Here is a 26102-nt window from a genome sequence, read left to right as displayed (position 1 = left end):
CAGGACGGGAGCCCCGCCCCGATCTATGAATGACACTATATATCGCGGAAACCTCCCGGCAACCCCCGCAACATGCTGTATGTGTCGCAGTGATATTTTCCGACATCACAGGGGGGTGGCGGATGGATCAGTCCGGGATCGCGAAGACCTGACCGGGATAGATCAGATCCGGGTCGCGGATGCGGTCGCGATTGGCTTCGAACACCTTGACGTAGGCCGGGCCTTCCCCATAGCGGTCGCGCGCGATCGCCCATAGCGTGTTGCCCGGCTGGACCGTCACCACCTGAAGGATCGCCGCGGTCTCGCCGCGCTCCACCGCCTGCGCCAGCGCCCCGGGGTCTTCCCGCCGGAACGGGCTTTCCACCCGCGACGTGACATCGCCCTCGGCATCCACCGCATCGACCCGCAGCGTATAGGTGCCGCTGTCGATATCCGGCAGTTCCGCGCGCCAGGTACCGTCGGTGCCGATCTCGGTTGTCTGCACGGGCCGGTTGTCGAGGTAGATGCGCACGAACTCCCGAGCCGTACCGCGCCCGGTCAGGGCCACAGCGCCCGCATCCTCGTAGGTGATCGCGTCGAGCGCGATCTGGTCCAGCGCATCGGGTGTCGGCGTTTGAACGCCTTGCAGAACATTGACGCCCTCGGCTGTCGACAGGATCACCGCCGGAGCGGCGGGCGTCGGCTCTGTGGCGCTGTCCTGGGTCGCGACGTCCGGCACATCGGAGGCCCCCTCCTCGGTGTCGAGCACCGGCAGGGCGACCTGCGCGGTCAGTTCGGCACCGGGCGCAGCGGGTACAACGTTGGGTGTACCCCCGACCTCTGGCGCAGGTTCCGGCGATGGCGCCTCTGCGAGGACAGTTGGACTATCGGTTCCCGTGGCCTCCTCCGGCGCGGGCACGTTGGCCCTGTCCACCGACGTGTCTGGCGCAGGATCAGCGACATCCGCAACCTGCGGGGCGGGGGCGAGGATCACCTGATCCACGCTGTCGATGTGTCCACCGGCACCGGTCGCGCGCAAGCTGATGACGCGGGGCGCGTCGCTTGCAGGCAGATCGAGAAAGGCGACGAACTTGCCCGAGCCATCCACGTCCGCCTGCCCTGCCTCGGCCCCGTCGACGAGAATGGTGATGCCCTGCGCATCCGGCGCGGCCCCGGCAACAAGCGTCTGGCCATCCGGCGCGACCCGGACGATGTCGAATGTCGGCGCGCCGGGTGTGGGCGGTTCGGGGGCTGCTTCGGATGGCTGTTCCGCCGCGTCCTCCGTGACCGCTTGGGGCGCGACCTCGGGCGTAGCCACCGCAACCTCTGTATCGCTGGTCTCGGCCGGGGCAGTCGCAACGTCGGAGGGTTCAGTCGCAACCTCCACGCTCTCGACCGGCAAAGCGGCGGTTTCCACCGGAGCAGGTCGATCCGCATCGGGAAACAGCGACCCGCTGGCGTAGATCGCCAGGGCGATTGCGCCGACTGCGGCCGCGGCTCCGAGAACGATCCCGGAGCGGCCCTTTGTCAAAGCCGATTTGCTCATCTTTCCCCAAGTGTTCGCAGCCGACCGGCCAATCACCGATCCCGCAGTTGAGCGTGTCTAGCAACGCGGGTATCACGAGGCAACTTCACCCCCCTTGTCAAGGACGCCGCCCATGATCTCCAAATCCATCTGTGTCTATTGCGGCTCACGTCCGGGCCGGAATGCAGCTTATACGCACGAAGCCGAGGCGCTGGGACGCGCCATCGCGGATGAAGGTTGGCGGTTGGTCTACGGCGCGGGGGATGTCGGGCTGATGGGCACCACCGCCCGCGCGGCGCAAGAGGCCGGTGGCGACACGTTCGGCGTGATCCCGACGCATCTTCTGGACCTCGAAGTGGGCAAGACCGATCTCACCCGCTTCATCGTCACCGAAACCATGCACGAGCGCAAAAAGGTCATGGTGATGAACGCCGATGCCATCGTCGTTCTGCCCGGCGGAGCCGGATCGCTGGACGAGTTCTTCGAGGTGCTGACATGGCGGCAATTGGGCCTACACGGCAAGCCGATCATCCTGCTGAGCGTCGAAGAGTACTGGGCGCCGCTATCGGCGCTGTTGACGCACGTGGTCGATCAGGGCTTCGCTGACGCCTCTCTGCTCGGGTTCGTGGAAACCACCACGTCGGCCTCCGACACGATCAACGCTTTGCGCCGCGCCTTGTCCTGACGGTAGGCGCTGCCGGAATAGATTGCGAGCGCGGTCCAGATCAGCGCGAAGGCGAACAGGTGTATGGGGCCGAAAGGTTCACCGAAGATCACCACGGCGCAGAAGAATTGCAGGGTCGGATTGATGTATTGGACGATCCCCACCGTCGACAAGGTCAGCCTGCGCGCGCCGTAGGAGAACAGGATCAGCGGCAAGGCCGTCAGTGGCCCCGACGTCATCAAGAGCGCGGTCTGCACCGCGTCCTCACCGTAGACGCCGCCCTGCCCGAAATGCAGCACGATCAGCCAGCCCGCCGCAATCGGTGACAGGAGCAGCACCTCTGCGGTCACCGACACCACCGGTCCAAGGTCGAGCCGTTTCTTGACGAGCCCGTACATGCCGAATGTCGTGGCCAGCATCAGCGAAATCCACGGCACGATCTGCAAGCCCACGGTCAGAGACAGCACCGCGATCGCGGCCAGCAAGATGGCGCTCCATTGGGACCGACTGAGCCGTTCACCCAAAACGACACGCCCCAACAGAACCGCGACCAACGGGAAGATGTAGTACCCCATCGACGCCTCGGTCGCGCGCCCCACCTGGATCGAAAAGATGAACAGGAACCAATTGGTCGAGATCATGATCGCCGCAAATCCGATGACGCGGATCGAGGCGAAGCTGGACACCGCCGCCCAGAGCGTCCGCAACCGGCCTTGCAACGCCAGAACCCCCGCGAAGAATGCCAGCGACCAGAGGGTCCGGTGCGCCAGAACCTCGAGCGGGGCGACATCGCTCAGCGCCTTGTAGAACAGCGGAGACAGGCCCCAGATGGTGCAGGCGGCAACCAGCGCCAGAACGCCTTTTCGAGTGTCGGTCATCGGGGCTCCTCTGCGCTTGGCCTACTGCGGCGCGGCGCGCTCGGCAAGGGCTGGGTGCCAAAGCCTTCGAAGGCTTTGGCGCATTCCTTCGAAGGAATGCGTCCCACTGGCAACGTAGAGTGGTCAGCGCTGGCCTTGGCGCACCAAGCTACGATGCACCCACGAAAAAAGCCCTGCCGAAATGGCAGGGCTTTTGATAACGTAATTGTTGCGGCCTTAGGCTTTGGACAAACGCTCCGCGACGTTTTCCCAGTTCACGAGGTTGTCCAGGAAATTGGCGAGATACGCCGGGCGCTTGTTGCGGAAGTCGATGTAATAGGAGTGCTCCCATACATCGCAGCCCAGAAGTGCGGTCTGATCGAAGCAGACCGGGTTCACACCGTTTTCGGTCTTCGTGATCTTAAGCTTGCCATCGGTATCCACGACGAGCCAAGCCCAACCGGATCCGAACTGGCCAGCGCCTGCGGCCGAAAACTCTTCCTTGAACTTGTCGACCGTGCCGAAGGCATCGGTGATGCGGCTCTCGAGCTCTCCGGGCATCTTGTTGTCGCCCGGCCCCATCATTTCCCAGAATTGATTGTGGTTCCACAACTGGCTGATGTTGTTGAAGATGCCGCTCTGCGCAACCGCATTGGCGTCATATGTGCCCTTGATGATTTCTTCGAGGGACTTGCCCTCCCACTCGGTGCCGGAAATGGCCTTGTTGCCATTTTCCACATAGGCCTTGTGGTGGATGTCGTGGTGATATTCGAGCGTCTCTTTGGACATGCCCTTGCTGGCCAGCGCGTCGTGAGCGTAGGGCAGATCAGGAAGTTCGAAAGCCATGGTGGTGTCCCCTCGTTTGTATGTCAAATTACACAGGCATACGTGATGCGACCCACCTCCAAGGTCAAGCCCGGCGGTGGGTCAAACCGGGAATAAACCCGCCTGTCAGGGGACCAACGCGTCAGCGCGCAAAATGGTTCACCGCAGAGGCACCATCCGCCGCATTGCTCAGGATGCCGAACATATACGCCGCGACCGACCGGAAACAGACCACGCGGGCGGTGCTGGTGTCGTCCATCCAGAACGCCGCCGCGACCTGCGCCATGCGGGTACGGCGGACCATGCCCGGGGTGAAGGCTTCGGGGCTCATGTCCACAGGGGCAAGCTTGGCGATCACCTCGCGCAGCAAGGCGCCCTTGAGCCGGAATACCGCGCGGGCGTCGGAGACGTTCACCACAAGCGCACGGGCCTCCGCCAGCTTGGCCGCCAGCTCATCCGCCTTGGCCTGCGCTTGGGTATAGGGACAGAGCAACAGCGCCTCGTCGGGCGACATCCAGAGCGCGCCGTTCGCGCCGTCAAATATGGTTTCGCGGGTGCCGGGAAGGGTCACGCCGAACACGTCCTTGACCGCCTTCACGATGCTCTTGTCCGTCAGATCGCCGCGCAGGGTGATCATGCCCTGCCCGGACAGTTCCTCGATCCTGACCAGACCGTCAAAAGATGCGCCGCCCAGCGCCAGTGCCACGTCAGACATTCTGCTTCTCCCCCTCGGGATCAAAGAAGACCGGGTTCACGATCCGCGCTTTCACCCGGTCGTCGCCGCCATTGGTGAACTCGATCACCTCGCCCATACGGTCGGGACCATTGAGCACCAACCCCATCGCGATGCCCTTGTTCAGCGTCGGGCTGTGATAGGTCGACGTCACCCGGCCCTGCGTGTTGGTCTGGCCGTTCTCGTTTGTGCCCTCGGCCACGGCATAAGCGCCGTCCATCAGGGTGGAGCCGTCCAGCGTTTCCAACCCGACCAGTTTCCAGCGTTTCGGATCGGTCATGTGGCTGCGGGCCTGCGCGCGCTTGCCGATATAATCGTCTTTCTTCTTCGAGATCGCCCAATCGAGGCCCAGATCCTGCGGGATCACGGTCCCGTCGGTCTCATCCCCGATCATGATGAAGCCCTTTTCGGCCCGCATGATGTGCAGCGCCTCGGTGCCGTAGGGTGTGATGTCCCACTCCGCCCCGGCCTCCAGCAGCTTGTCCCAGAAGGCGCGGCCCAGATTGGCGGGGACGGCGATTTCATAGCTCAGCTCGCCCGAGAACGAGATGCGGTAGACCCGAACCGGGAAACCGGCGAGGTCGCCGTCTTTCCACTCCATGAAGCCAAGGGCGTCTTTCGACACGTCCATACCGCCCAGCTTTTCCAACAGCTTGCGGGCGTTCGGACCGACCACGGCGACCTGCGCGAATTGCTCGGTCGCGTTGACGGTCCAGACCTGCCAGTCCCACCATTCGGTTTGCAGCCATTCCTCCATATGAGCATGGATGCGGTCCGCGCCGCCGGTGGTGGTGTGGCAGAGGAACGTGTCCTCGTCGATGCGCGCGACCACGCCGTCATCAGTGAGAAAGCCGTTTTCGCTGCACATCAGGCCATAACGGCATTTGCCCGGTTTCAGCGTGCTCATCATGTTGGTGTAGAGCATGTCGAGGAAGCGGCCCGCGTCTGGGCCTTTGACGATGATTTTGCCAAGGGTCGAGGCGTCCAGCAGGCCGAGGCTGTTGCGGGTCGCCAGCACTTCCCGGTGCACCGCGTCCGTCACGCTTTCGCCCTTGCGCGGGAAGGCGTAGGGACGGCGCCAGTGGCCGACGGGTTCCCAATGCGCGCCGTTGGCTTCGTGCCAGGCGTGCATCGGGGTCTTGCGGATCGGCTGAAAAATCTCGCCGCGCGCTTCGCCTGCAATCGCACCCATCGAGATGGGGGTATAGGGCGGGCGGAACGTGGTTGTGCCAACGCGCGGGATATCTTCATCCAGCGCGTTCGCAAGAGTCGCGAGACCGTTGATGTTGCTGAGCTTTCCCTGATCGGTCGCCATGCCCAGCGTGGTGTACCGCTTGGTATGCTCGACGGATTCAAAGCCTTCCTGCGCGGCCAGTTGCACGTCCGACACCTTCACGTCGTTCTGGTAGTCGAGCCACGCCTTCATGCGCAATTGCTTCTTGGCGCCCTGCGGCATCATCCAGACCGGCGCGAGCGGTGCCTCTTCGGGCGCGTCGCCTCTGGGCGCAGCGCTGCTTTCTGCTTTGCCACCTGCTCGCGTGGCGGCAGTTTCCCCAGCCTTTACGGCATTTTGCAGAACGTCCTTCAAGTGAAACGCACCATCCGCAGCGCCTGCGGCGATAACGAAAGGGTTGCCGTCATGGCTGGTGGGCGCACGCGCGTGGTCTGGGCGGAACGCGGCCTGGCCCGCGTCCCATGTCAGCTTGCCGCCGCAATGGGACCAGAGATGCACCACCGGCGACCAGCCGCCGGACATGGCGATGGCGTCACAGAACACCTCTTCCAGCACTTCGCCTTCACCGGCCTGCACGCCGATGCAAACCGAATGAACGCGTTTCGCGCCCTTGACCTTGACCGCCGCAGCACCCGTTTCGACCCGGATGCCCAGCGCCTTCGCCTCGTCCATCAGCGCGCCGCCACCCGTGGGGCGGGCATCGAGGATTACCGGCACTTTCAGTCCCGCCTGCACCAGCGCGATGGCGGTGCGGTAAGCGTCGTCGTTGTTGGTCACGACCACGGTGCGGTCGCCGGGGCTGACGCCGTAGTTCACGAGGTAGTCGCGCACGGCGGAGGCCAGCATGACGCCGGGAATATCGTTGCCCGCGAAAGACAGCGGGCGTTCGATGGCCCCCGTCGCGGTGATGACCTGAGCCGCGCGGATGCGCCAGAGGCGGTGGCGGGGGCCGGGTGTATCGGGCGCGTGGTCGGTCAGGCGTTCGTAGCCCAGCACGTAACCGTGATCATAGACCCCTGCCCCCATCGTGCGAGTGCGGACCTGCGTGTTGGGCAACGCGTCCAGTTCGGCGCGGGCTTTTTCGACCCACGCTTCGGGCTCCATCCCGTCGATCGTGCCGCCATCCACCGGCGCGCGCCCGCCCAGATGCGCGGTCTGCTCCAAAAGCAGCACCTTGGCCCCGGCGCGGGCCGCCGTCAGCGCCGATTGCAGGCCAGCCACCCCGCCGCCGATCACCAGCACATCGGTGAATGCATAGAAATGCTCATAGCGATCGGCATCTCGCACCTCGGGATTCGGGGCTTTGCCCAGACCGGCGGAGTGGCGGATGAACGGCTCGTAGAAGTGTTTCCAGAACGGACGCGGGTGAATGAACATCTTGTAATAGAACCCCGCGCTCAGGAAGCGCGAGAGCACGTTGTTGACGATGCCGACGTCGTAGTTGAGCGACGGCCAGTGGTTCTGGCTGGTGGCGGTCAGGCCGTGGAAGATCTCGGTCGTGGTGGCGCGCTGGTTCGGCTCGAAGCGGTCGCCCTCGCCAAGCCCCACCAGCGCGTTCGGCTCTTCCGACCCGCTGGCCACGACGCCGCGCGGGCGGTGATATTTGAAGCTGCGCCCGATCAGCATCTGGTCATTGGCCAGCAGCGCCGAGGCGAGCGTGTCGCCCTGGTAGCCTTTCAGCAGCGTGCCGTTGAATTTGAACGAGATGGGGCGATCACGGTCGATCAGGCGGCCCTGGGTTTGAACGCGGGTGCTCATAAGTCAGACCTTGGCGCTGGCGGAAGCGTCGGAGCCTCCGGCGGGAGTTTTCTTGGCAAGATGAAGGGTCATGCGATGTCCCTCCAGCGGAAGCCGGGGCGTTTTTCGCGGATTTTGCCGAGCAGGTCTTTCGGCGGCTCGGTGGTTTGCGCGCTGTAGGTTCCGAAGACTTCGAGCGTGTTGGTGTCGCGCGCGGCGTGGAACCACTTGCCGCAGCCATTGACGTGCCGCCAGCGTTCGAAATGCACGCCTTTGGGGTTTTCGCGGTGGAAGAGGTAGGAGGTGAAATCGGCGTCCGAGCTGTCGGGGCCGAAGCGCGTCAGATGCGCCTCGCCGCCTGCGTGCAGTTCGGTTTCCTCGGCGGCGACGCCGCAATAGGGACAGGTCAGGAGAAGCATGGCGCGCCTCCCGTGATTTCCTGGACCGCCGATCCGCGTCCGGAACGAAGTTTAGTTGTCGGTTTCGGCGCCGTCCGCCGGGACATCCACAGGGTCGTCGGGGGCGTCGCCTTCGAGCGTTGTGGTATTGACGTCCTCGACCGGTGCAGTGGCCGACCCATCCCCACCGGACGAGTACATCCATATTCCGATAACCACGACGACGGCTCCGACAATGATCCAGACAGTTCTTCCCATCGACCTCGCTCCTTTTGTTGCGATGTCTTGAAGGTGGGATGTGCGGCGCGTGTTGGCAACTGAGCGCTGCGGGGCGTCGGCGGGGTGTCGCCCGCGCGATGGGCGGAAAGCCGCGGGAGGTGGTTTGGGGTAGACGGAAACCCTGCAGCGCATCCTTCGGGGACGAAGGGTTTTGGATGCGCTTCGCCGCCTGCGTGCAGTTCGGTTTCCTCGGCGGCGACGCCGCAATAGGGACAGGTTATTAGGAGCATAGCCACTCTCCGCATCCGGTCAGCTTATTAACTAAGATGTCGCCAAAACCCCATTGGAGTGTTCCAAGTATGACCGCCGCAATCTCAACGCGACGCATCACCAACTCAAAGGACGTGAGCATTTTTTCAACCCCGCCATGCTCCGATATCTCAAGATGCAATTCGATTTGGTCGAAAAGACGCTCTCGCCTCGCCTTCGCATTTTCCGAAAGCCCCGCGAGAAAATTTTCTCTATGCGAGACGATCTCGTGCAATTCCTCCACACTGAAGGCCTCCAATTTCTGCTCAAACTTTTGCCAAGTTGGCAATACCGCGTTCGCTTTGGGAAAGAAGGAGTTCGTGAATACTGCCCAAGCTACCGCCAAAACGACCAATAGTGACCCAAACCGAGCGAACATCCCCGAATTAGACGAGACGAAAAAATAGGCACTCGGCGCAAACCAAATTACTGCGAACGAGACCAAAAACACTGGAAACAGGTAAGGGTTCGGTAGCTTTTTCAATGCGCCACTCCCGCTGCCACGCTCTCATCGATGAACCGGCCCTCGCGGAAGCGGTTCAAACCGAACTCGGCGGTGAGCGGCGAGTAGCCCTTGGCGATCAGCTCGGCCATGCCCCAGCCGGAGCCGGGGATCGCCTTGAAGCCGCCGGTGCCCCAGCCGCAGTTGATGAAGCAGTTCTCCAGCGGCGTCTTTGACAGGATGGGTGAGCGGTCGCCGGTCATGTCCACGATCCCGCCCCACCAGCGCAGCATCTTGAGGCGCGAGATCATCGGGAAGGTCTCGATCAGGGCGCGCACGGTTTCCTCGACATGGTGGAAGGACCCGCGCTGGGTGTAGTTGTTGTAGCCGTCAGCCCCCCCGCCGATGACCATTTCGCCCTTGTCGGACTGGCTCATGTAGCCGTGCACGGTGTTGGCCATGACGACCACATCCATGCAAGGCTTGATCGGCTCGGACACCAGCGCCTGAAGGGCCACGGATTCGATGGGCAGACGGAAGCCCGCCATTTCGGCGAGAACGCCGGAGTGACCGGCCACGACGATGCCGAGCTTGTCGCAGTCGATCTCGCCCTTGGTGGTGGTGACGCCCTGCACCTTGCCACCGGACTGGCGCACAGCGGTGACTTCGCATTGCTGGATGATGTCCATGCCCATGTCCGAGCACGCGCGGGCATAGCCCCAGGCCACGGCATCGTGGCGCGCGGTACCGCCGCGTGGTTGCCAGAGCGCACCGAGGACCGGGTAGCGCGGGCCTTTGAGCTCGATGATCGGGCAGAGGCGCTTGACCTCGGCGGGGCCGATGAATTTCGTCTCGACCCCTTGCAGGTTGTTGGCGTGCGCGGTGCGCTGGTAGCCGCGAATCTCGTGTTCGGTCTGGGCCAGCATCATGACGCCGCGCGGGCTGAACATGATGTTGTAGTTGAGGTCCTGGCTCAGCGTCTCGTAGAGCGAGCGCGCCTTTTCGTAGATCGCCGCCGACGGGTCTTGCAGGTAGTTCGAGCGGATGATCGTGGTGTTGCGCCCGGTGTTGCCGCCGCCGAGCCAGCCCTTTTCGATCACCGCCACGTTGGTGATGCCGAAGTTCTTGCCGAGATAGTAGGCTGTGGCCAAGCCATGCCCGCCAGCGCCCACGATCACCACGTCGTATTTCTTCTTCGGCTCGGGCTTGCGCCACGCGCGTTCCCAGCCGGTCTGGTAGCGCAGAGCTTCACGGGCGACAGCAAAGGCGGAATAGCGTTTCATGGGCGACTCGGGGCTGGGGTGATCTGACGGATATGTGGACCGGATGGGCATGTGGGCGGATACTCACAGCGCCCTTTTACCGTGATTTTGCGACATGGCGCTTTGTCACGGGGTTTTGCCCTTTTTTCAAGCCGCGTGCGACTATACATCCATACAAAACAACTGACGGATTTTGCGCAAGATGACGTTTTTCTGGATCGCGACCATTGCTCTGGCCATCGCCATGTCGGGCCTTCTGGTTCTGGCCCTGCTGCGCGGGCAGCGGAGCACCGGGCCTGCCGAGGCGTTCGACGTGCAGGTGTATCGCGATCAGCTGAGCGAAGTGGATCGTGATCTGCAACGCGGCGTGATCTCGGACGAGGATGCCGAGCGGCTGCGCACCGAGATCTCGCGGCGAATTCTGACCGCCGACGCCAAGGCGCAGGCCACCGGTGTTGCGGGGGGCCAGCCGCCCGCGCTTGGCTATGCGACGGCGGCGGTTGTGGCGGCGATGCTTGTGGGGGGGAGCTATTGGATCTACGCGCAGCTCGGTGCGCCGGGCTATGGCGACCTGGGGCTTGCCCAGCGGATGGAGATGGCGGAGCTTGCCCGCGAGACCCGGCCCTCGCAAGAAGAAGCCGAGGCGCAGATGCCCGCGACGGAAAACACCGAGGTGCAGGCGGAGTATGCCGAACTGGTAGAGCGCCTGCGCGGCGCCGTGGCCGAACGTCCCGGGGATTTGCAGGGCCACGTGCTTCTGGCGCGGTCCGAGGCGGCGATGGGCAATTACGTCGAAGCCTACGGCGCGCAGCAGCAGGTCCTGTCGATCAAGGGCGACAACGCCACGGGCAAGGATTACGCAGATCTCGCGGACATGATGGTGCTGGCGGCGGGCGGATACGTGTCGCCCGAGGCCGAGCGCGTGCTCGAAGCGGCGCTGGCCCGCGATCCGCAGAACGGTGTCGCGCAGTATTACATGGGGTTGATGATGGCGCAGACCGGACGGCCGGATGTGGCTTTCCGGCTTTGGGACCGGTTGCTGCGGCAGAGCCCGCCGGATGCCGCCTGGTTGCCGCCGATCCTCGCGCAGATCGAGGAAATGGCCTTTCGCGCCGGCGTGTCCGATTACCAGCCGCCGCGCATCGCGGGCATTCCCGGTCCCAGTGCGGATGATCTGAACGCGGCCGAAGAGATGAGCCCGGAAGACCGTCAGGAGATGATCCGGGGCATGGTCGCGCGGCTGTCGGACCGGCTGGCGAATGAAGGCGGCACACCCGAGGAATGGGCGCGGTTGATCTCGTCCCTCGGCGTGCTGGGCGACGAGGCGCAGGCCATCGCCGTCTGGAACAACGCGCAGGAGGTGTTCGGCGACAATCCCGAAGCGCTCGAGATCGTGCGCGAAGGCGCGCGGGCTGCCGGTCTGGTGTTGTGACGTTTTGATCCACGACGACATCTCTGACTTCGCCGCCGCCCTGCCCCCGATGCGTGCGATTGCCGGGCTGGATCTTGGCACCAAGACCATCGGTGTCGCGGTGTCGGACGGGTTGCGCAGCGTGGCGACGCCGCTCGAGACGGTGAAGCGAAAGAAGTTCGGGCTGGATGCGGAGGCGGTGCTGGCGATTCTCGTCAAGCGCGACATCGCCGGATTGATCCTCGGCCTGCCGCGCAACATGGACGGGTCGGAGGGGCCGCGATGCCAGTCAACCCGCGCATTTGCCCGCAATTTCAGTGCGTTGTGGGACAGACCGATCGGATTCTGGGACGAACGCCTGTCCACCGTTGCGGCGGAAAGAGCACTGCTCGAGGCGGATACGACACGGAAACGTCGCGCAGAGGTGATCGACCACGTCGCGGCAAGCTATATCCTGCAAGGGGCGCTGGACCGTTTGCGCCATATCGAGGCCGGGGCATGAAGGAGCGCTCACCGATGAAGGACGACATCTGGACCCGCGACGAGATCGAAAGCCCCTGCGTGAAGATCTGTGTGGTGCATCCCGAAAGCCGCCTCTGCACCGGCTGCCTGCGCACCATGGACGAGATCGGCGCGTGGTCGAAGATGACCCCGGAGGCGCGGCGCGCCGTGATGGCGGAATTGCCGTCGCGTGCGGGTCAATTGACCAAGCGGCGCGGCGGTCGGGCGGCGCGGCTTCTGCGCTGATCCCGAACGAAAAAACCGGGGCTGCTGCCCCGGCTTTTCAAATTTTGGCGTCCGTGTTCTGGATCAGTCGAGTTCCAGCACGCAGGTGCAGAATTCCTTGGCCTTCTTGTGCGCCTTCTTGCTCACCTTGACGTTGTAGAGGATTTGGTAGGTGTGATCCTCTTTCGCGAGGCAACAGGCTGTCACTTCGACATCCTTGGGCGCCTTGGCGCAGAAATTGCGGCCGAGATAGTACATGTCCGGCTGAACGTCCGCGGTGAACATGGCGCGGCGGTGGCCGTTTTCGTCGGTGACGCATTTGACCTTCGGGCAAACCACCGGTTTCGGTTTGGGCTTGGAGATGACCGGACGCGGCTCGCGCTCATCGTCGCGGTTGTTTTTGGTCATGGTCGGCGGTTCCGGCGTCGTCGGACGCTCAAAGCTCGGCTTTTCGTATGTCGGCTGCTCCGGGGGAAGATCCCGCGCAAGCGCAGGGCCCGCGATCAGAGCGAAAATCAGCAGGGCAAGTCTCATGTCATTTCCCTCTTGGAGCCGCGTATTGCGCGGCTTTTCTGGCATAGGCCCGCGCCGCAGAGACATCACGTCTCCGGGCGCGGGCGAACTCGTTAAACCGCGTCAAGCTGCGGCGGCTGGTGCGATGCTCACACTCTCGACGATGAGCACCTGACCCAGCGAGACCGGTCCGGCACCGGCTGCGACGACCGCAACGGTCTGGCCATTCGCCTGTATCAAGGTATCGCCGCTGTCTTCATCGGTTGCGAGCGAAATCGACGTGTCGGCAGAGGTCCCGACGGGAACCGACACGATCACGACTTCATCTTCTTCGAGGTCGAAGACCACGGGCGCGTTGTCAGGATCGACCCAGGTGCCGGTGTAGAAGATATCGCTCCCGCCTTCCCCGAAGGCCTCGTCGCCGCTGCCCATCTGGATCTCGTCATTGCCGTCGCCACCCAGAAGCACGTCCGGATCGTCAAGATCGCGCGCCGCGATCACGTTGTCGGTGTTGCCATCCCAGATGCCGAAGAGCTGGTCATCGCCGTCACCGCCATCGAGCGTGTCGGCACCCGCCCCTCCAACGAGGGAATCGTCACCGCCGCCGTCCATGAGGCTGTCATTGCCGTCGTTGCCGAAGAGCGTGTCATTGCCCGCGCCGCCGAAGATGGTGTCATCGCCTGCGCCGCCGACCGCCTGGTCGTTGCCGTCCTGACCGTCGATCAGGTCATTGCCGGCATCACCGAACAGGGTGTCGTCGCCAAGGCCACCGAAAAGCTCGTCATCGCCCTCTCCGCCCGCGACAAGATCGTCGCCGGAATTGCCGTCGAGCGAGTCATTGCCTTCGCTGCCGAAGACCTGATCCGATCCGTCGCCACCGAAGACGGAGTCATTGCCGTCCTGACCGTCGAGGATGTTGTCCCCGCCATTGCCGGTGATCTGGTCATCGCCGCCGGCACCCACGACCGTATCGGCCTCGGACGCGGTCAGCGTATCGCCACCGTCGGACCCGAAGGTCACACCTTCGGAGGTCAGGATTCCGTCCTCACCTCCACCGGACCCCGTGCCGCCGCCTGTCTCAGAGCCGTCATCACCATTTCCACCTTCGCCGGCTCCGCCCATATCCGTGTCGGAGTCGTCGTCATCATCACCAGAGTCGGCGAACACGCTAGCAGTGATACCCAGAAGCGTGAGAGCCAAAAGCGCAGCAATTTCCATAGCACGTTAATCCCAAGATTACCGAATGGCGCTAAACTTACGCCTGGCGCCTTGGGCAGCACCAATGAAATCGATCTTTTTCAAGGTATTGTCCGGGAATGTGCCACAGTGCTTCCCGATCCGCCCGCATTGTTCGGGATCGGTCGGTGGAATGTGGCGCTGCCTTATTTTTGCCGCAGCCAGTCCGACCCTGATTCACGCGATTCCGGCCGGAAATACGCGATCATACGCCCATCCCCAGAGGCCGTTGCCGCAGCTTGCCAGGGAGCGACGCCGTGCAACAGGAACGGATTGAGTAAAACCGCCTCGCCTGGCCGTGTAAAGAGCGGTCGTCTGCGGCACTGAGCGAACGCGCGTCTCCGGGCGTCCTGGTAAATCTCGGTGACGTCGGTCCGGGCCCAGAGGTCTTCGTCGAAATCGCCCAGCGCCGAGATCATCGCGTCTTGCAGGATCCGGTGACTGCCCTCCCAGATCACCAGAGGGCTCGCCCCCTGCGATGTTTCGGTGAGCGGCAGGCCAAGGATCCAGTCGTGCCGTTCGCGCATAAAGCGCCGTTTCGGGGTGCCCTCGGCCAGAAGCCCGTCCATATGCGCCGCGTCCCTGTCGCGCCGGTAGCGGAACGCCGCAGCACTTTCCCCGGCCCGCGGGCGCGGATAGCCGAGATAGGTGATCGAAAGCTGGGCCGGATGCAGATCGGTGCGCGGGCCGATCCGGTCCCGCACCGGTCGCGGCAGGGAAACGCCGCCAATCGACCCGTCCGCCGCGGTGGGCAAGGCATCCACGCCGACGAACCATGTGCCCTCGCATTGCAACCACTTGGCTTGCATCGCCGCATCATCGGCGACCTTGCGGGCGATCTGCCGTGCGGCTTGCGACCAGCGATAGGTTTCGCCGTTCCAGCCAAACCGGAGATATCCCGCCTCTGGCCAGCCCGTCACCACCGGCTCAGCCCGCCAGCGTGTCCGGCTGCTGCATCCGGTCCAGCGCCTCATCGAGAAGAGTCGCATCGGCATCCGGGCGGTTGGCTTTCTCGGACAGCACCCGCCGCCACGTCCGCGCGCCCGGTTGGCCCGCATAAAGGCCCAGCATGTGCCGCGTGATCTGATGCAGCTTGCCGCCCCTCTCGAGATGCGCGGCGATGTAGGGGCGCATCCGGTCAATCACCTCTTCCCGGCTTCGTACCGCAGGTTTGGCGCCGAAAATGCGCGCATCGACTTCGGACAAGATGTCCCACGGCCGGTGATAGGCCGCGCGCCCGATCATCGCACCGGTCATGCCGCGCGCGATCAGCGCCTCTGCCGCGCCGAGGGTGTCGAGGCCACCGTTGATCGACATCGGCAGGTCGGAAAACCGGTCCGCCATACGCAACACCAGATCGTAATCCAGCGGCGGAATATCCCGGTTCTCCTTTGGTGACAGACCTTGCAGCCACGCCTTGCGCGCGTGAACGATGAGGTAATCGCAGCCCGCATCCCGCACCTGCGCAATGAAATCCGGCAGGACATCCTCCGGTTCCTGATCGTCCACCCCGATCCGGCACTTGACCGTCACCGGCACGTCGACAACCGCCTTCATTGCAGACACGCACTCGGCCACCAACGCGGGCGACCGCATGAGCACCGCACCGAACGTGCCTGACTGCACCCGGTCGGACGGGCAGCCGACGTTGAGATTGATCTCGTCATACCCCGCCTCGGCCCCAAGCCGCGCCGCCTGCGCCAGCTCATGTGGATCGGACCCGCCCAACTGCAACGCAACGGGATGCTCCTCCGGGCTGAAGTCCAGCAAATGCACCGCCCCACCCCGCACCAACGCCGGCGCCGTCACCATCTCGGTATAGAGCAGCGCATGCCGACTGATCTGCCGGTGAAAGTACCGACAATGGCGGTCGGTCCAGTCCATCATAGGGGCACAGGATAATCTAGCGTGTTGATTTACTTGCATTTTTTGTGTATCTTCAATTTGTTGGCGGCGGATGCTGCTACGCTGGAATACGCCCCAATATCCCCGAATTTTCCCCTCTACGACGACTCATTGCACACACAGCGCACACGAAAATGGCCTCCATCACCAAGCTCCCCTCCGGTGCCTACCGGGTTCAGATCAGACGAAAGGGCCGCTACGCGAGCGAGACGTTTCTACGTCGCGACGACGCCCATCGCTGGGCCCGCCAAGCGGAGACCCGGGTGGATCAGGGGTTGGCGCCGAACAAGTCGTCCGTCTCCCGCCTTCAGACCTTTGGCGACCTCATCGACCTTCATATAGCCGATATGTGCGAGGTAGGGAAACCGCCGCGTCGCAGCAAGGCCGCCACGCTCACGACGCTCAAGCGCGATCTCGGGAAGGAGAAGATCGGCCACCTCGATCGGCAGAAGCTGATCGACTACGGCAAGATGCGCGCGGAGCAAGGTGCGGGACCGGTGACGCTCGGGATCGATATTGGCGTGATCAAGATGATCGTCACCCATGCGGCGGCCGTGCATGGCCTCGATATCTCCCCGGAGCCGGTCGATCTGGCGCGTGTCGCGCTGAAGCGGCTGGGACTGATCGGCAAGGGCACGGAGAGGGATCGGCGTCCTAGTACGGACGAGTTGAACCGCCTATTCCGCTGCTTCGATGACAACGAACGCCTGACGACACCGATGACGCGGATCGTGAAGTTCGCGGTGGCCACGGCCATGCGGCTGGACGAGATCTGCCGGGTCGAATGGAGCGATCTCGACATCGACCGTCGGATGCTCCTGATCCGCGACAGGAAGGACCCGCGCAACAAGACCGGGAACGACCAGCGGATCCCCCTTTTCGCAGCCACCGGGTTCGATGCCTGGGCACTGGTCACTGAACAGGCCAGGCATCTGGGTCACACCAACGGGCGGATCTTTCCCTACAACTCCAAGTCGGTCGGGACGGCCTTCCGGCGCGCCTGCGTGGAGGTCAGTGTCAAAGACCTGCATTTCCATGATTTGCGCCACGAAGGCACAAGCCGGCTCTTCGAGGCAGGCTTCGCCATCGAACAGGTCGCCCTCGTCACCGGTCACAAAGACTGGAAGATGCTGCGCCGCTACACACATATCAGGCCCGAAGCCCTGCATCGGCTGGCCGCCTCGCGCGCGCCATTCCCGTCCGGGAACCTCGCGGCCGAATGATCTGAGAGTCAGAGGGGTACCGTCCCGGCCCGTGACGGGTTTGGAGGTCGAGAGAGAGGCTTTCGGCCGCCCGTCGCGGGAGAAAACCCATGAATACCGAAATTATCGATGCCGGGCGTGATATCAGCGGCGGCTACAAGGTGGATGTGTCGCGCGGCACGAACGTGGATCGCGTGTCGTCCGAGTGGTTCTCTCGACCGGATGACGAGCGATATCTGTCACTCGACGATCTGTTCGCCTCGGTCAAGGGCCGGGCGGAGCGGAGCCGGACGCAGACGGTCGAGAGCGCCGCGATTTGGGTCGAGGCGCATCGGGACAACCCGGAAAAGCTGGGGCTGGTCCTGCCCGGTGCGGATGAACCCATCGCGCCGACGCATTGGTCCTTTGGCCAGCTCTCGAGCCTCGTCGGTGCGCCCGCCGCCTATCTGCGCCAACTGCCCGCGCCGTTGGCGGGGATCAACCTGCAATACGGGCTGACCAACCACCGCGCCGAGCAGATCAAGACCATGGAGGTCGCGAATGGCCGCACGGAACTGCGCGCAGTGACCGGCCCCGACTATGGCCGCATCTACGACCACGAACTGGTCTCCGCCGTCCAGCGCATCGCGGGCAACGGCGCCGGCGACACGCGCTGGAAGGTGCCGGGCGTGCTCGACTGGTCCACCGGCATCTACAACCCGCGCGTGGATGTGACGAAGGAGACGACGACGCTTTATGCCTCGGATCGCGATGTGTTCCTGTTCCTCGTCGACGACCTCAACCCGATCGAGGCGGGGCTGCTGCCCGACGGCTCGCCCGACCTCTATTTCCGGGGGTTTTACTGCTGGAATTCGGAGGTGGGCGCCAAAACGCTCGGCATCGCCAGCTTCTACCTGCGCGCGGTGTGCCAGAACCGCAACCTCTGGGGCGTCGAGGATTTCCAGGAGATCACGATCCGGCATTCGAAATACGCCGCCTCCCGCTTTGCCCACGAGGCCGCCCCGGCGCTCAGCCGCTTCGCCGAGTCCTCGCCCGCGCCCTTCATCGACGGCATCCGCGCGGCGCGGGAGAAGATCGTCGCGCGGTCGGACGAGGACCGTCAGGACTTCCTGCGCAAGCGCGGGTTCTCCAAGGCGGAGACGGGGCGGATCGTCGAGACGGTGCTGGCCGAGGAAGGCCGCCCGCCCGAGAGCGTCTTCGACTTCGTGCAGGGGATCACCGCGGTGGCCCGGTCGAAGCCGCAGCAGGATGCGCGGCTGGTGATGGAGGGCAAGGCGAAGGTGTTGTTGGAGAAAGCCTGATTGCATATAATACACATGAGCATCAACGCCCTATCGGGATAATCTCAAGTACTGAATGATGGTTTCGAGGGGCGTTATAGCCCCTCGATCGTGAACTCGGGTGCACCTTGCCAGACCAGCTTCCAACTCGCGCCCGGGCGGACATTCTGGATGATCCCGGGATCGAAGGCCACGAAGCAGCGTCCGCCCGGGTGACGCACGGATGGATAGATCAGCCCACGATACCCTTCTGATCTCAGATCCGCGGCAAGGCGCTGCCCAGCCGGGTAGCCCCGCTCGGGGACCGGATCGAGCGCCGGATGCGCCTCCCCGTGCAGATCCGGGAAATCCCCGATGAAATCCGCCAGCAGTTCCACGTAGCGTGCCTCGTCCTCGTAGCTGCCGATGAAGCCCAATTCACGGGTCCGGTGAAACCCAACTTCCTGCGCGCTCGTCAGCATGTCCCAGGCGCAGTACCACGCGCCGCGCTCGCCGGTGTTGAACCGGTTGCCCGAGGGTCGCGTGTAGGTGAAGGCCGCGTTGATATGGCTCTGCCCGTAGAGGGTCAGGTCATGGGACCGCCGCGCGAAGGCCAATTCTCGGCGGTCGAGCGCGGGACTGCCCTGCGCTTCGGCGATCAGGCGGGCACTGGTCTCGCTTTCGATTTCGGCGAGGATCTCCGCCTCAGCGTCGCTATCCACCAGCCCCCGCAGCACTGGGGGCTTATGATGGGTCTCTGAAATCAGCCGAACAAGGGCGCGGTCATTGACCGACGTGATCCTCAAACCCCGCCCCGCAGCGCATCGACATAGCCCCGCACGCGCAGGATCTTGGGCAATCCCCCTTCGATCATCGCGTCCACGGGCCGCGCTCCGTCGAACTCGGGGCCCCGGTTCGGCAGCTTCGCCCAGTTCCGCGAGATCGGCTCGTTGAAATAGAGTTCGAGCGACTTGTAGAGGCCGATCAGCGCGCTCAATCGCAGCATCTGGTCCCGCGTCAAATCCCCCGCAAAATCGGGCTTCTTCGCCCGCTTCCAAGTCGAGTCCGACATATCCGCCAGCGCCGCCGCCTCCCGCAGGGTGAGCGACCAGGCGTCCGCGATCCGAGCGAAGGCCTTGAGCGCGACCCCCTGCCGATCCGGCGCAGGACGTTCCAGAACAACGTTTTCCATGTGTTGGCGCTCCTTCCTAGCTTGACTGATGATATAGGGCCATATGGATTGATTTGCAAGTTCATATGACCTATGCGGTGCCTCCAGAGTAAGAGGGGTGCCGGGTTTTCCGTGACGGGTTTGGAGGTCGGGAGAGAGGCTCCCGGCTGGCCCGTCGCGGAGATATCCCGATGACCAAGCAGCAGAAGATCACCCTGAGCGCCTCGCGCGACATCCCCTTCAACAAGCTGATGCTCAGCCAGTCGAACGTGCGCCACGTCAAGGCGGGCGTGTCGATCGAAGAACTGGCCGAAGACATCGCGCGGCGGACGCTGCTCAGCTCCATCACCGTGCGGCCCGTGCTGGACGACAGCGGCGCCGAGACCAGCATGTACACGATCCCCGCGGGTGGGCGGCGGTTCCGGGCGCTGGAACTGCTCGTCAAGCAGAAGCGCATGAACAAGACCGCGCTGGTGCCCTGCATCATCCGCACGGACGGGCTGGCCGAGGAAGACAGCCTCGCCGAGAACGTCCAGCGCGCGCCGCTGCATCCGCTCGACCAGTTCCGCGCCTTCCAGGCGATGCGCGAGAAAGGCCGCACCGAGGAGGAAATCGCCGCGGCCTTTTTCGTCCCGGCCAGCGTGGTCAAGCAGCGGCTGAAGCTCGCCGCCGTCGCGCCGTCGCTGCTCGATTCCTATGCCGAGGAGGAGATGACGCTCGACCAGCTCATGGCTTTCACGGTCAACCCCGATCACGCGTGGCAGGAGCAGGTCTGGGAGGCGCTGCAGCGGCACTATTCGCGGCAGCCCTACGAGATCCGCCGCATGCTGACCGAGGGTGCGGTGCGGGCGTCGGATAAGCGGGCGCAATTCGTCGGGCTCGACGACTACGTCGAGGCAGGGGGCGAAATCCTGCGCGACCTGTTCCAGCAGGACGACGGCGGCTGGCTGCAGGATGCCGCGCTGCTCGACGTCATGGTGCGCGAGAAACTCGCCGAGGAGGCTGAGACGGTGCGCAGCGAGGGCTGGAAATGGGTCGAGGTCGACACCGAGTTCCCCTATGGCTACAGCTTCGGGATGCGCCGGGTCCATGGCGAGGCGGTGCCGATGAGCGACGAGGAGGAGGCCTGCTACCAGGCGCTGAAGGCTGAATACGACGCGCTCGAGGCCGAACATGCAGAGGCCGACGAGTTGCCTGACGATGTCGATGCCCGGTTGGGCGAGATCGAGGAGGCGATGGAGGCCCTCGAGGCGCGTCCGATCCGGTACGAGGCCGACGACCTCGCGCTGGCAGGAGCCTTCGTCAGCATCGACAGTTCCGGGCGGCTGCGGGTCGAGCGCGGCTACGTCCGGCCCGAGGATGAGCCTGTCGAGGAGGTGGAGGACACCGGCGAGGTTGTACCGGAAGCGGCACGGGTCGCCGACACCGATGACACCGTCACATCCGCGGCGGACGACGAAGAAGAGGACGAGGGCCTGAAACCGCTTTCCGACCGCCTCGTGATGGAACTGACGGCCCATCGCACCCTGGCGCTGCGCAACGCCCTGGCCCAGGACCCGCAGGTCGCCTTCCTCGCGGCCCTGCACGCGATGGTCCTGCGGCTCTTCTATCGCTACGCCGTCGACAGCTGCGTCGAGATCGAACCGCGCAACGCGGGGTTCGGATCGCAGGTGCCGGGCCTCGGCGACACGGCCTACGCGCAGGCCATCGACCAGTGTCACGAGACCTGGGCACGGAACCTGCCGAAGGCACCCGAGGACCTCTGGGAGGCCCTGACCGAGTTCGACAGCTGCAGCCGCGAGGCGCTTTTCGCCCATTGCGTGGCGATGAGCGTGAACGCCGTCCACGACCCCTACCAGCGCCGACCGCGGGCCATCGCGCACGCGGATGTGCTGGCCGGGACCGTCGGGCTCGACATGGCAAAGGCGGGCTGGACGGCGACGGGCGACAGCTACCTCGGCCGCGTGACCAAGGCGCGCATCCTCAAGGCCGTGCGCGAGGCGAAAGGCGAAGACGCCGCTGACAGGATCGCCGGGCTGAAGAAGGCCGAGATGGTGATGGCCGCAGAGGACCTGCTCGTCGGTACCGGCTGGCTGCCGGACCCGCTGCGCACGCCGCCGCTGCCGGAAGAGGACGCACCGGAGATCGAACTGGTCGACCATGCGGACACCGCGGATGAAGAGCCTTCGAACGACGATCCTGACAGCGGCGAAGCGCAATCGGCGGAAGACGGCGGCGAACCGGCTATCGGAGATTCCGACCCCATGGAGGAAGATGATCCCGTCGCCGGTGACGCCTTCGCCCGAACTGCCGCCGAGTGACCTTCGAGCAGGTCGGAGCTCCTTCCCCCCGAGTTCCGGCAGCCGGGGTCCGCCAGAAATGGCGGGCCCCTTTTTCTATCCACGACAGGAGGCACAGAGCATGCACAGCCTCGCCGCAGACATCGCCCGCCGCCTTGCCGAGGAGGCGGAGACCGTCTGCCGCCACTACCTCTCGAACGGCCGCAAGCAGGGCCGGTATTGGATCGTCGGTGACGTGCAGAATACGCCCGGTCGCAGCCTCTATGTACGGCTGTCGGGTCCGACCTCCGGGCCCGGCGCAGCTGGCAAGTGGACCGATTCAGCAACCGGGCAGCATGGGGACCTTCTGGACCTGATCGCCCTGAACAAGGGGATCACCACGCTGAGGGACACGCTGGACGAAGCGCGCCGGTTTCTCAGCCTGCCGCAGACGGACAGGCACCGCGCCGCCAATCTGCCAGCATCTCGCGGCTCACCCGAGGCCGCGCGGCGGCTCTGGGCTATCGGCGAGCCGATTTCAGGCACGCTGGCCGAACGATATCTCGCAAAACGCGGCCTCACGGGACTAGGGCATCTCGACAGTCTTCGATTTCACCCGAGGTGCTACTATTGGCGCGAGGAACACCGGTCTGGGAATCCACCCGAGACCTGGCCCGCCCTGCTCGCCAAGGTGACGGACCTCGACGGACGGCTTACCGGCCTGCACCGCACCTGGCTTGACCCCGCCACAGCGGACAAGGCCCCTGTCAGTCCACCGCGCAAGGCCATGGGCAATCTCCTCGGCCACGGTTTTCGCATTGGCGAACCGAACGGCGTCCTGCTTGTCGGCGAAGGCCTGGAGACCATGATCTCCCTGCACCTCGCGCTACCAAGGATGGCATGCGTCGCGGCTCTGTCCGCCAACCACCTCGCCGCCCTCAAGCTGCCCATGGGTCTGCATCGCCTCTACATCGCCGTCGATCCCGATCCGGCAGGCGTGACCGCTGCGGAGCAGATGGAACGACATGCCGGCTGTTCCCAGATCGACATTATCCGCCTCTCTCCGCGTCTCGGCGACTTCAACGACGACCTGCGCGCCACCGGCCTCGACGAACTGCGCGCGCAACTGCGTCCGCAACTGGCGCCGGAGGACGCTGCCGTGCTCCTCGATCTCGCATTCGACTGATCGGGCACGATATCTCCGGTCAGTGCCTCCGAAATCAGAGCCACGCCTTCCGGCCTTCCGAGAGCGGTCGAGACGGAGCAGAGCCCGGCCGGTCCCGCAACGGCAAGCCGTCCTCCGCTTCGCTTCGGCCGCCGCAGGCGCGGCGGTGCAGACCCGCCCGGCCCCCGCTTTTCCGTCTCCCGGGAAGGCCGCGAGAGGCGCGGTCTTCAAAAGCGGAGACGACATCATGACCGAGACCCATGTTCAAACCCGATCCTCCACGGCCGTAGTGCTCGAGGAACTGCAGCTCTACGGCTGGCGCCCCTTCACCGACGAGCCCGATCCCCGTCCCCTGCCGGATCCCGACGCCATTCGTTCCGCCGTCGCCGACATCTTCGACGCGCTCGTCTCAACTCTCTCCGATACCCGTCTGGAGCCCGACCTCGAAGACCTGCTCTGGTCCACGACGAACCTCTTCCACCGCACGACCGAGCGCACGGGCCGCGACCTCGACACCAACGAACAGGCGCAGAAGCGGTCGCAACGCGAGCAGGACGGATCCGAAGTCCGCTCGGTTGAGCTCGAGACCTTAATCGCCGAGGGCATCACGTTGCTCGAACGGCGCAACGCCTACGAGGCCATGCGCGATCTCGCGGCAGATCTCTTCGAGACCCATCTCGGCCAGACCTGGCACCCAAGGTCCGGCAGCCATGTGAACCGCCGCACGATGACCGCCTCGCTGATCGACAGCCGGGACCACCTGGCTGCGAAACGCCGCGCCGATCTGGAACCGCTGCTGCCGCAAGGCACGAAGATCGCCTTTAGCGGCGGGCTCGATTGCAGCGATCACACGGCCATCTGGGCGGCCCTCGACCGCGTCCACGCGAAACATGCCGACATGGTCCTGTTGCACGGCGGCGCGCCACGCGGGGCCGAACGCATCGCCGCCGCCTGGGCCAACAAGCGCGGCGTGACGCAGATCGTCTTCAAACCCGACTGGACGCGGCACGGCAAGTCGGCCCCGTTCAAGCGCAACGACCGGTTGCTCGACACCATGCCCATCGGGCTCATCGTCTTCCCGGGCTCCGGCATCACCGAAAACCTCGCCGACAAAGCCCGTACGATGGGCATTCCGCTCTTCGATTTCCGTCCGAAAGCCCCACCATCGGCATGACCGGATTTCCGCCGATGCCCGCCCTGGACTCTCCCGGGGTGGGCCGTCTTCTGCTATGATCTGCCCGTGCCAATGGAGGAGGTGGCGGCGCGATCCTTGTTCTCGACGGGAGTGCCTCATGTTTGTCTCCACCCTCTTTGCGCTGTTCGGCCTTGGTGCCCTCTGCTGGATCCTGTTCAACCTGGCCGTCTACGCCCTGCCCTTCGCGATCGGCCTGACGTCCGGCATGTATCTCTATAAAACGGGCCAAGGCGTCTTCCTGTCGATCATTGCGGGCCTCTCTATAGGCGGCTTGGTCGCCGCTCTGGGGGAATTCGCCTTCGACCGCATCCGCTCCATCCCCATCAAACTTGCCATCGGCCTGATCTACGCGATCCCTGCCGGAATCGCCGGGTTTCATGCCGCAAAAGGCCTTGCTGAATTCGGCAGCGCGGGCGCAGTCACCATCACCTTCTTGTCCTGGCTGGGGGCGCTGGTCGTGGGTGGGACCGCATGGGCGCGGGTATCGGGCTGGTCCGAGGTCAACGCCATGTCCGACCCGCACCTACACAGGTCTTTCGACGAACACTGAACGCCCTGTGAAGCTTGCGCCGCTGCGCGCTGTAGGCCAAATCGTCAGCGTGCACCGCAACCGATTGAGGCAACAGGTCTCGATCTTCGCCTTTACCACAGCGTTGCGGCTCGGCAGGACCGGCTGAGCAAAGCCAGATCACTGAGACCCACGTCATGGCGCATGACCCCGGTCGCGCATGCACTTGGGTCGCCGGCAGACCGAACATCACGGCAGACAAACGCACGCACGGTGCGAGGGGTATTCGCGGAATCATGGGGCACGTCCGGGACATGCACTGTTTCCGCCTGCACGCTAAAACCTGTCTTTGCACGACCTCCACTGCCCGGGTCTTGCGCGGTCCAAAGGTAGCCAGTCATCCCTTCTCCCATGGCATGACGCCACGCGTCCCTTGCGGGCCTCTCAGCGGCTGATCTGACCGGGATCGGCTGACGCCTCGACCGCCTAGGCCGCAACGGCCGGTCCGGACTTTCTTCCCCTGGCGCCCCCGAAAAATATCGGGTCCGCCATTCCTCGCGGGACAAGAAAGACCGGCCTTGCCGTCCTCCGCTAGCGTTGCGGGCCACAGGGGCTGCGTCGGCGGATCGCCCCGGTCCTGACGATCGCCATCGAGGCCGCGAAGGGCGCGGGCTCGGACAAGCCAAAAGGAGAAATGACATGGCCACCATCGGAACCTTCAAGAAGACCGGCAGCGAATACGTCGGAGAAATCGTCACCCTGAGCGTGCAGGCGAAAGCCGTCCGCATCGTCCCCGAGGACAGCACCCCGAACGACAACGCCCCCTCGCACCGCGTCTTCGTCGGCCGGGCCGAGATCGGCGCCGCCTGGTCCAAGCGCTCGACCGAGGGCCGCGACTACCTGAGCCTCAAGCTCGACGACCCGAGCTTCACCCAGCCGATCTACGCCAACCTCTTCGACGACACGGTGATCGAAGGCGGCGAAGAGACCTTCAGCCTCATCTGGTCACGCCCCAACACCCGCCGCAACGGCGACTGACAGCAGACCGCCCCGCCCGGGATCACCGGGCGGGGTGCCCTTTACTCATCTTGTGCTGACCGCGAGCGACTCGCGGTTATACTTGACCGCAACGGGTCCGGCCTATACCGGACCTGGATTCGAAGATCGCATGCTGCCCTGCGGCTCGCTGAAGGAGACATTCGCTGCTATCGCGAGATGCTGGCCTCGATGACCGCAGCGTGTACCGAACAGTAAGCCATGCATCTGTCGATCAATCATCTCGACCACGCGTGCATTGCACTGTCTCCGACTCGAACAGATTTGGATGTTCCCTTTTTGTGCACCTTGG

Annotated in this window: 26 protein-coding genes and 1 pseudogene; 11 read left to right on the top strand and 16 right to left on the bottom strand. The window is 64.3% G+C overall.

The window, feature by feature from the left end; translation table 11 throughout:
• Nucleotides 1–127: 127 nt before the first annotated feature.
• Entirely contained in the window at nt 128–1525 is a 1398-nt protein-coding gene (locus Q1B16_RS05385) for a LysM peptidoglycan-binding domain-containing protein (RefSeq protein WP_299785256.1), read from the bottom strand.
• Nucleotides 1526–1637: 112 nt separating this feature from the next.
• Here Q1B16_RS05385 and Q1B16_RS05380 point away from each other — a divergent pair, with 112 nt between their 5' ends.
• On the top strand, nt 1638–2189 hold the full coding sequence (locus Q1B16_RS05380) for a TIGR00730 family Rossman fold protein (protein WP_299785253.1): 552 nt from the start codon (nt 1638–1640) through the stop codon (nt 2187–2189).
• Here the strand turns inward: Q1B16_RS05380 and rarD are convergent.
• From rarD to Q1B16_RS05335, 9 genes and pseudogenes are all read right to left on the bottom strand, one after another.
• Complete coding sequence (rarD, locus tag Q1B16_RS05375) at nt 2096–3046, bottom strand: EamA family transporter RarD (RefSeq protein WP_299785251.1); 951 nt, start codon at nt 3044–3046, stop codon at nt 2096–2098. The two genes, Q1B16_RS05380 and rarD, sit on opposite strands and share 94 nt — an antisense overlap.
• Nucleotides 3047–3262: 216 nt before the next feature.
• The gene (locus Q1B16_RS05370; protein WP_299785249.1) at nt 3263–3871 is read right to left on the bottom strand and encodes a superoxide dismutase; all 609 of its coding nucleotides are present in this window, start codon (nt 3869–3871) and stop codon (nt 3263–3265) included.
• Nucleotides 3872–3992: 121 nt separating this feature from the next.
• Complete coding sequence (locus tag Q1B16_RS05365; protein ID WP_299785247.1) at nt 3993–4565, bottom strand: sarcosine oxidase subunit gamma family protein; 573 nt, start codon at nt 4563–4565, stop codon at nt 3993–3995.
• Nucleotides 4558–7575, bottom strand: coding sequence for a sarcosine oxidase subunit alpha family protein (locus tag Q1B16_RS05360; protein ID WP_299785245.1), 3018 nt, complete (start codon nt 7573–7575; stop codon nt 4558–4560). The genes Q1B16_RS05365 and Q1B16_RS05360 overlap by 8 nt, the downstream gene beginning before the upstream one ends.
• 68 nt (nt 7576–7643) lie before the next feature.
• The gene (locus Q1B16_RS05355; RefSeq protein ID WP_299785243.1) at nt 7644–7973 is read right to left on the bottom strand and encodes a sarcosine oxidase subunit delta; all 330 of its coding nucleotides are present in this window, start codon (nt 7971–7973) and stop codon (nt 7644–7646) included.
• Between the two features lie 51 nt (nt 7974–8024).
• Entirely contained in the window at nt 8025–8210 is a 186-nt protein-coding gene (locus Q1B16_RS05350; RefSeq protein WP_299786040.1) for a hypothetical protein, read from the bottom strand.
• A 158-nt stretch (nt 8211–8368) separates the two neighbouring features.
• Nucleotides 8369–8461 (bottom strand): annotated as a pseudogene (locus Q1B16_RS05345) (sarcosine oxidase subunit delta); the annotation flags it as partial.
• Nucleotides 8452–8964, bottom strand: a complete 513-nt coding sequence (locus Q1B16_RS05340) for a hypothetical protein (RefSeq protein WP_299785241.1) — start codon at nt 8962–8964, stop codon at nt 8452–8454. The pseudogene Q1B16_RS05345 and the gene Q1B16_RS05340, both read right to left, overlap by 10 nt.
• Entirely contained in the window at nt 8961–10205 is a 1245-nt protein-coding gene (locus tag Q1B16_RS05335; protein ID WP_299785239.1) for a sarcosine oxidase subunit beta family protein, read from the bottom strand. The genes Q1B16_RS05340 and Q1B16_RS05335 overlap by 4 nt, the downstream gene beginning before the upstream one ends.
• Before the next feature lie 181 nt (nt 10206–10386).
• Here Q1B16_RS05335 and ccmI point away from each other — a divergent pair, with 181 nt between their 5' ends.
• The 3 genes from ccmI to Q1B16_RS05320 are packed head-to-tail and all read left to right on the top strand — an operon-like array spanning nt 10387 to nt 12342.
• Nucleotides 10387–11616 (top strand): c-type cytochrome biogenesis protein CcmI, encoded by a 1230-nt coding sequence (gene ccmI / locus Q1B16_RS05330; protein WP_299785237.1) that lies wholly within the window; start codon nt 10387–10389, stop codon nt 11614–11616.
• A 4-nt stretch (nt 11617–11620) separates the two neighbouring features.
• Nucleotides 11621–12097, top strand: a complete 477-nt coding sequence (ruvX, locus tag Q1B16_RS05325) for a Holliday junction resolvase RuvX (protein ID WP_299785234.1) — start codon at nt 11621–11623, stop codon at nt 12095–12097.
• A gap of 14 nt (nt 12098–12111) precedes the next feature.
• The gene (locus tag Q1B16_RS05320; protein WP_299785232.1) at nt 12112–12342 is read left to right on the top strand and encodes a DUF1289 domain-containing protein; all 231 of its coding nucleotides are present in this window, start codon (nt 12112–12114) and stop codon (nt 12340–12342) included.
• A gap of 63 nt (nt 12343–12405) precedes the next feature.
• Here Q1B16_RS05320 and Q1B16_RS05315 read toward each other — a convergent pair whose 3' ends face one another.
• The 4 genes from Q1B16_RS05315 to dusA form a co-directional block, all read right to left on the bottom strand.
• Nucleotides 12406–12855, bottom strand: a complete 450-nt coding sequence (locus Q1B16_RS05315) for a hypothetical protein (protein ID WP_299785230.1) — start codon at nt 12853–12855, stop codon at nt 12406–12408.
• A gap of 102 nt (nt 12856–12957) precedes the next feature.
• Nucleotides 12958–14052, bottom strand: a complete 1095-nt coding sequence (locus tag Q1B16_RS05310; protein WP_299785228.1) for a calcium-binding protein — start codon at nt 14050–14052, stop codon at nt 12958–12960.
• 164 nt (nt 14053–14216) lie between these two features.
• Nucleotides 14217–14990: a hypothetical protein gene (locus Q1B16_RS05305; protein ID WP_299785226.1), complete on the bottom strand. Its 774-nt coding sequence runs from the start codon at nt 14988–14990 to the stop codon at nt 14217–14219.
• A 7-nt stretch (nt 14991–14997) separates the two neighbouring features.
• Complete coding sequence (dusA, locus tag Q1B16_RS05300) at nt 14998–15996, bottom strand: tRNA dihydrouridine(20/20a) synthase DusA (protein WP_299785224.1); 999 nt, start codon at nt 15994–15996, stop codon at nt 14998–15000.
• Nucleotides 15997–16109: 113 nt separating this feature from the next.
• Between dusA and Q1B16_RS05295 the strand changes: the two genes are divergently transcribed.
• Together Q1B16_RS05295 and Q1B16_RS05290 are read left to right on the top strand one after the other, a co-directional pair.
• Nucleotides 16110–17198: a site-specific integrase gene (locus Q1B16_RS05295; protein ID WP_299785222.1), complete on the top strand. Its 1089-nt coding sequence runs from the start codon at nt 16110–16112 to the stop codon at nt 17196–17198.
• Between the two features lie 89 nt (nt 17199–17287).
• Nucleotides 17288–18478: a DUF932 domain-containing protein gene (locus tag Q1B16_RS05290; protein WP_299785219.1), complete on the top strand. Its 1191-nt coding sequence runs from the start codon at nt 17288–17290 to the stop codon at nt 18476–18478.
• Nucleotides 18479–18552: 74 nt separating this feature from the next.
• On the opposite strand, the gene Q1B16_RS05285 is transcribed toward Q1B16_RS05290, so the two are convergent.
• Both Q1B16_RS05285 and Q1B16_RS05280 read right to left on the bottom strand, forming a co-directional pair.
• Nucleotides 18553–19242: an RES family NAD+ phosphorylase gene (locus tag Q1B16_RS05285; RefSeq protein ID WP_299785217.1), complete on the bottom strand. Its 690-nt coding sequence runs from the start codon at nt 19240–19242 to the stop codon at nt 18553–18555.
• Entirely contained in the window at nt 19239–19628 is a 390-nt protein-coding gene (locus Q1B16_RS05280) for an antitoxin Xre-like helix-turn-helix domain-containing protein (RefSeq protein ID WP_299785215.1), read from the bottom strand. The genes Q1B16_RS05285 and Q1B16_RS05280 overlap by 4 nt, the downstream gene beginning before the upstream one ends.
• A 170-nt stretch (nt 19629–19798) precedes the next feature.
• Between Q1B16_RS05280 and Q1B16_RS05275 the strand changes: the two genes are divergently transcribed.
• The 5 genes from Q1B16_RS05275 (at nt 19799) to Q1B16_RS05255 (ending at nt 25792) form a co-directional block, all read left to right on the top strand.
• Nucleotides 19799–21928, top strand: a complete 2130-nt coding sequence (locus Q1B16_RS05275) for a ParB N-terminal domain-containing protein (protein ID WP_299785213.1) — start codon at nt 19799–19801, stop codon at nt 21926–21928.
• Nucleotides 21929–22028: 100 nt separating this feature from the next.
• The gene (locus Q1B16_RS05270) at nt 22029–23072 is read left to right on the top strand and encodes a toprim domain-containing protein (protein ID WP_299785211.1); all 1044 of its coding nucleotides are present in this window, start codon (nt 22029–22031) and stop codon (nt 23070–23072) included.
• A gap of 226 nt (nt 23073–23298) precedes the next feature.
• Nucleotides 23299–24225 carry a DUF2493 domain-containing protein gene (locus Q1B16_RS05265; RefSeq protein WP_299785209.1) on the top strand — a complete coding sequence of 309 codons (927 nt, stop codon included), beginning with the start codon at nt 23299–23301 and terminating at the stop codon, nt 24223–24225.
• Between the two features lie 118 nt (nt 24226–24343).
• A complete protein-coding gene (locus Q1B16_RS05260; RefSeq protein ID WP_299785207.1) occupies nt 24344–24796 on the top strand; it encodes a hypothetical protein in 453 nt (150 codons plus the stop codon).
• A gap of 657 nt (nt 24797–25453) precedes the next feature.
• Nucleotides 25454–25792, top strand: coding sequence for a DUF736 domain-containing protein (locus Q1B16_RS05255; protein WP_021100681.1), 339 nt, complete (start codon nt 25454–25456; stop codon nt 25790–25792).
• Nucleotides 25793–26102: the final 310 nt, after the last annotated feature.

The organism is uncultured Marivita sp., from assembly GCF_947488135.1.
Lineage (GTDB): Bacteria > Pseudomonadota > Alphaproteobacteria > Rhodobacterales > Rhodobacteraceae > Marivita.
This window is presented reverse-complemented; position numbering and strand designations above follow the sequence as displayed.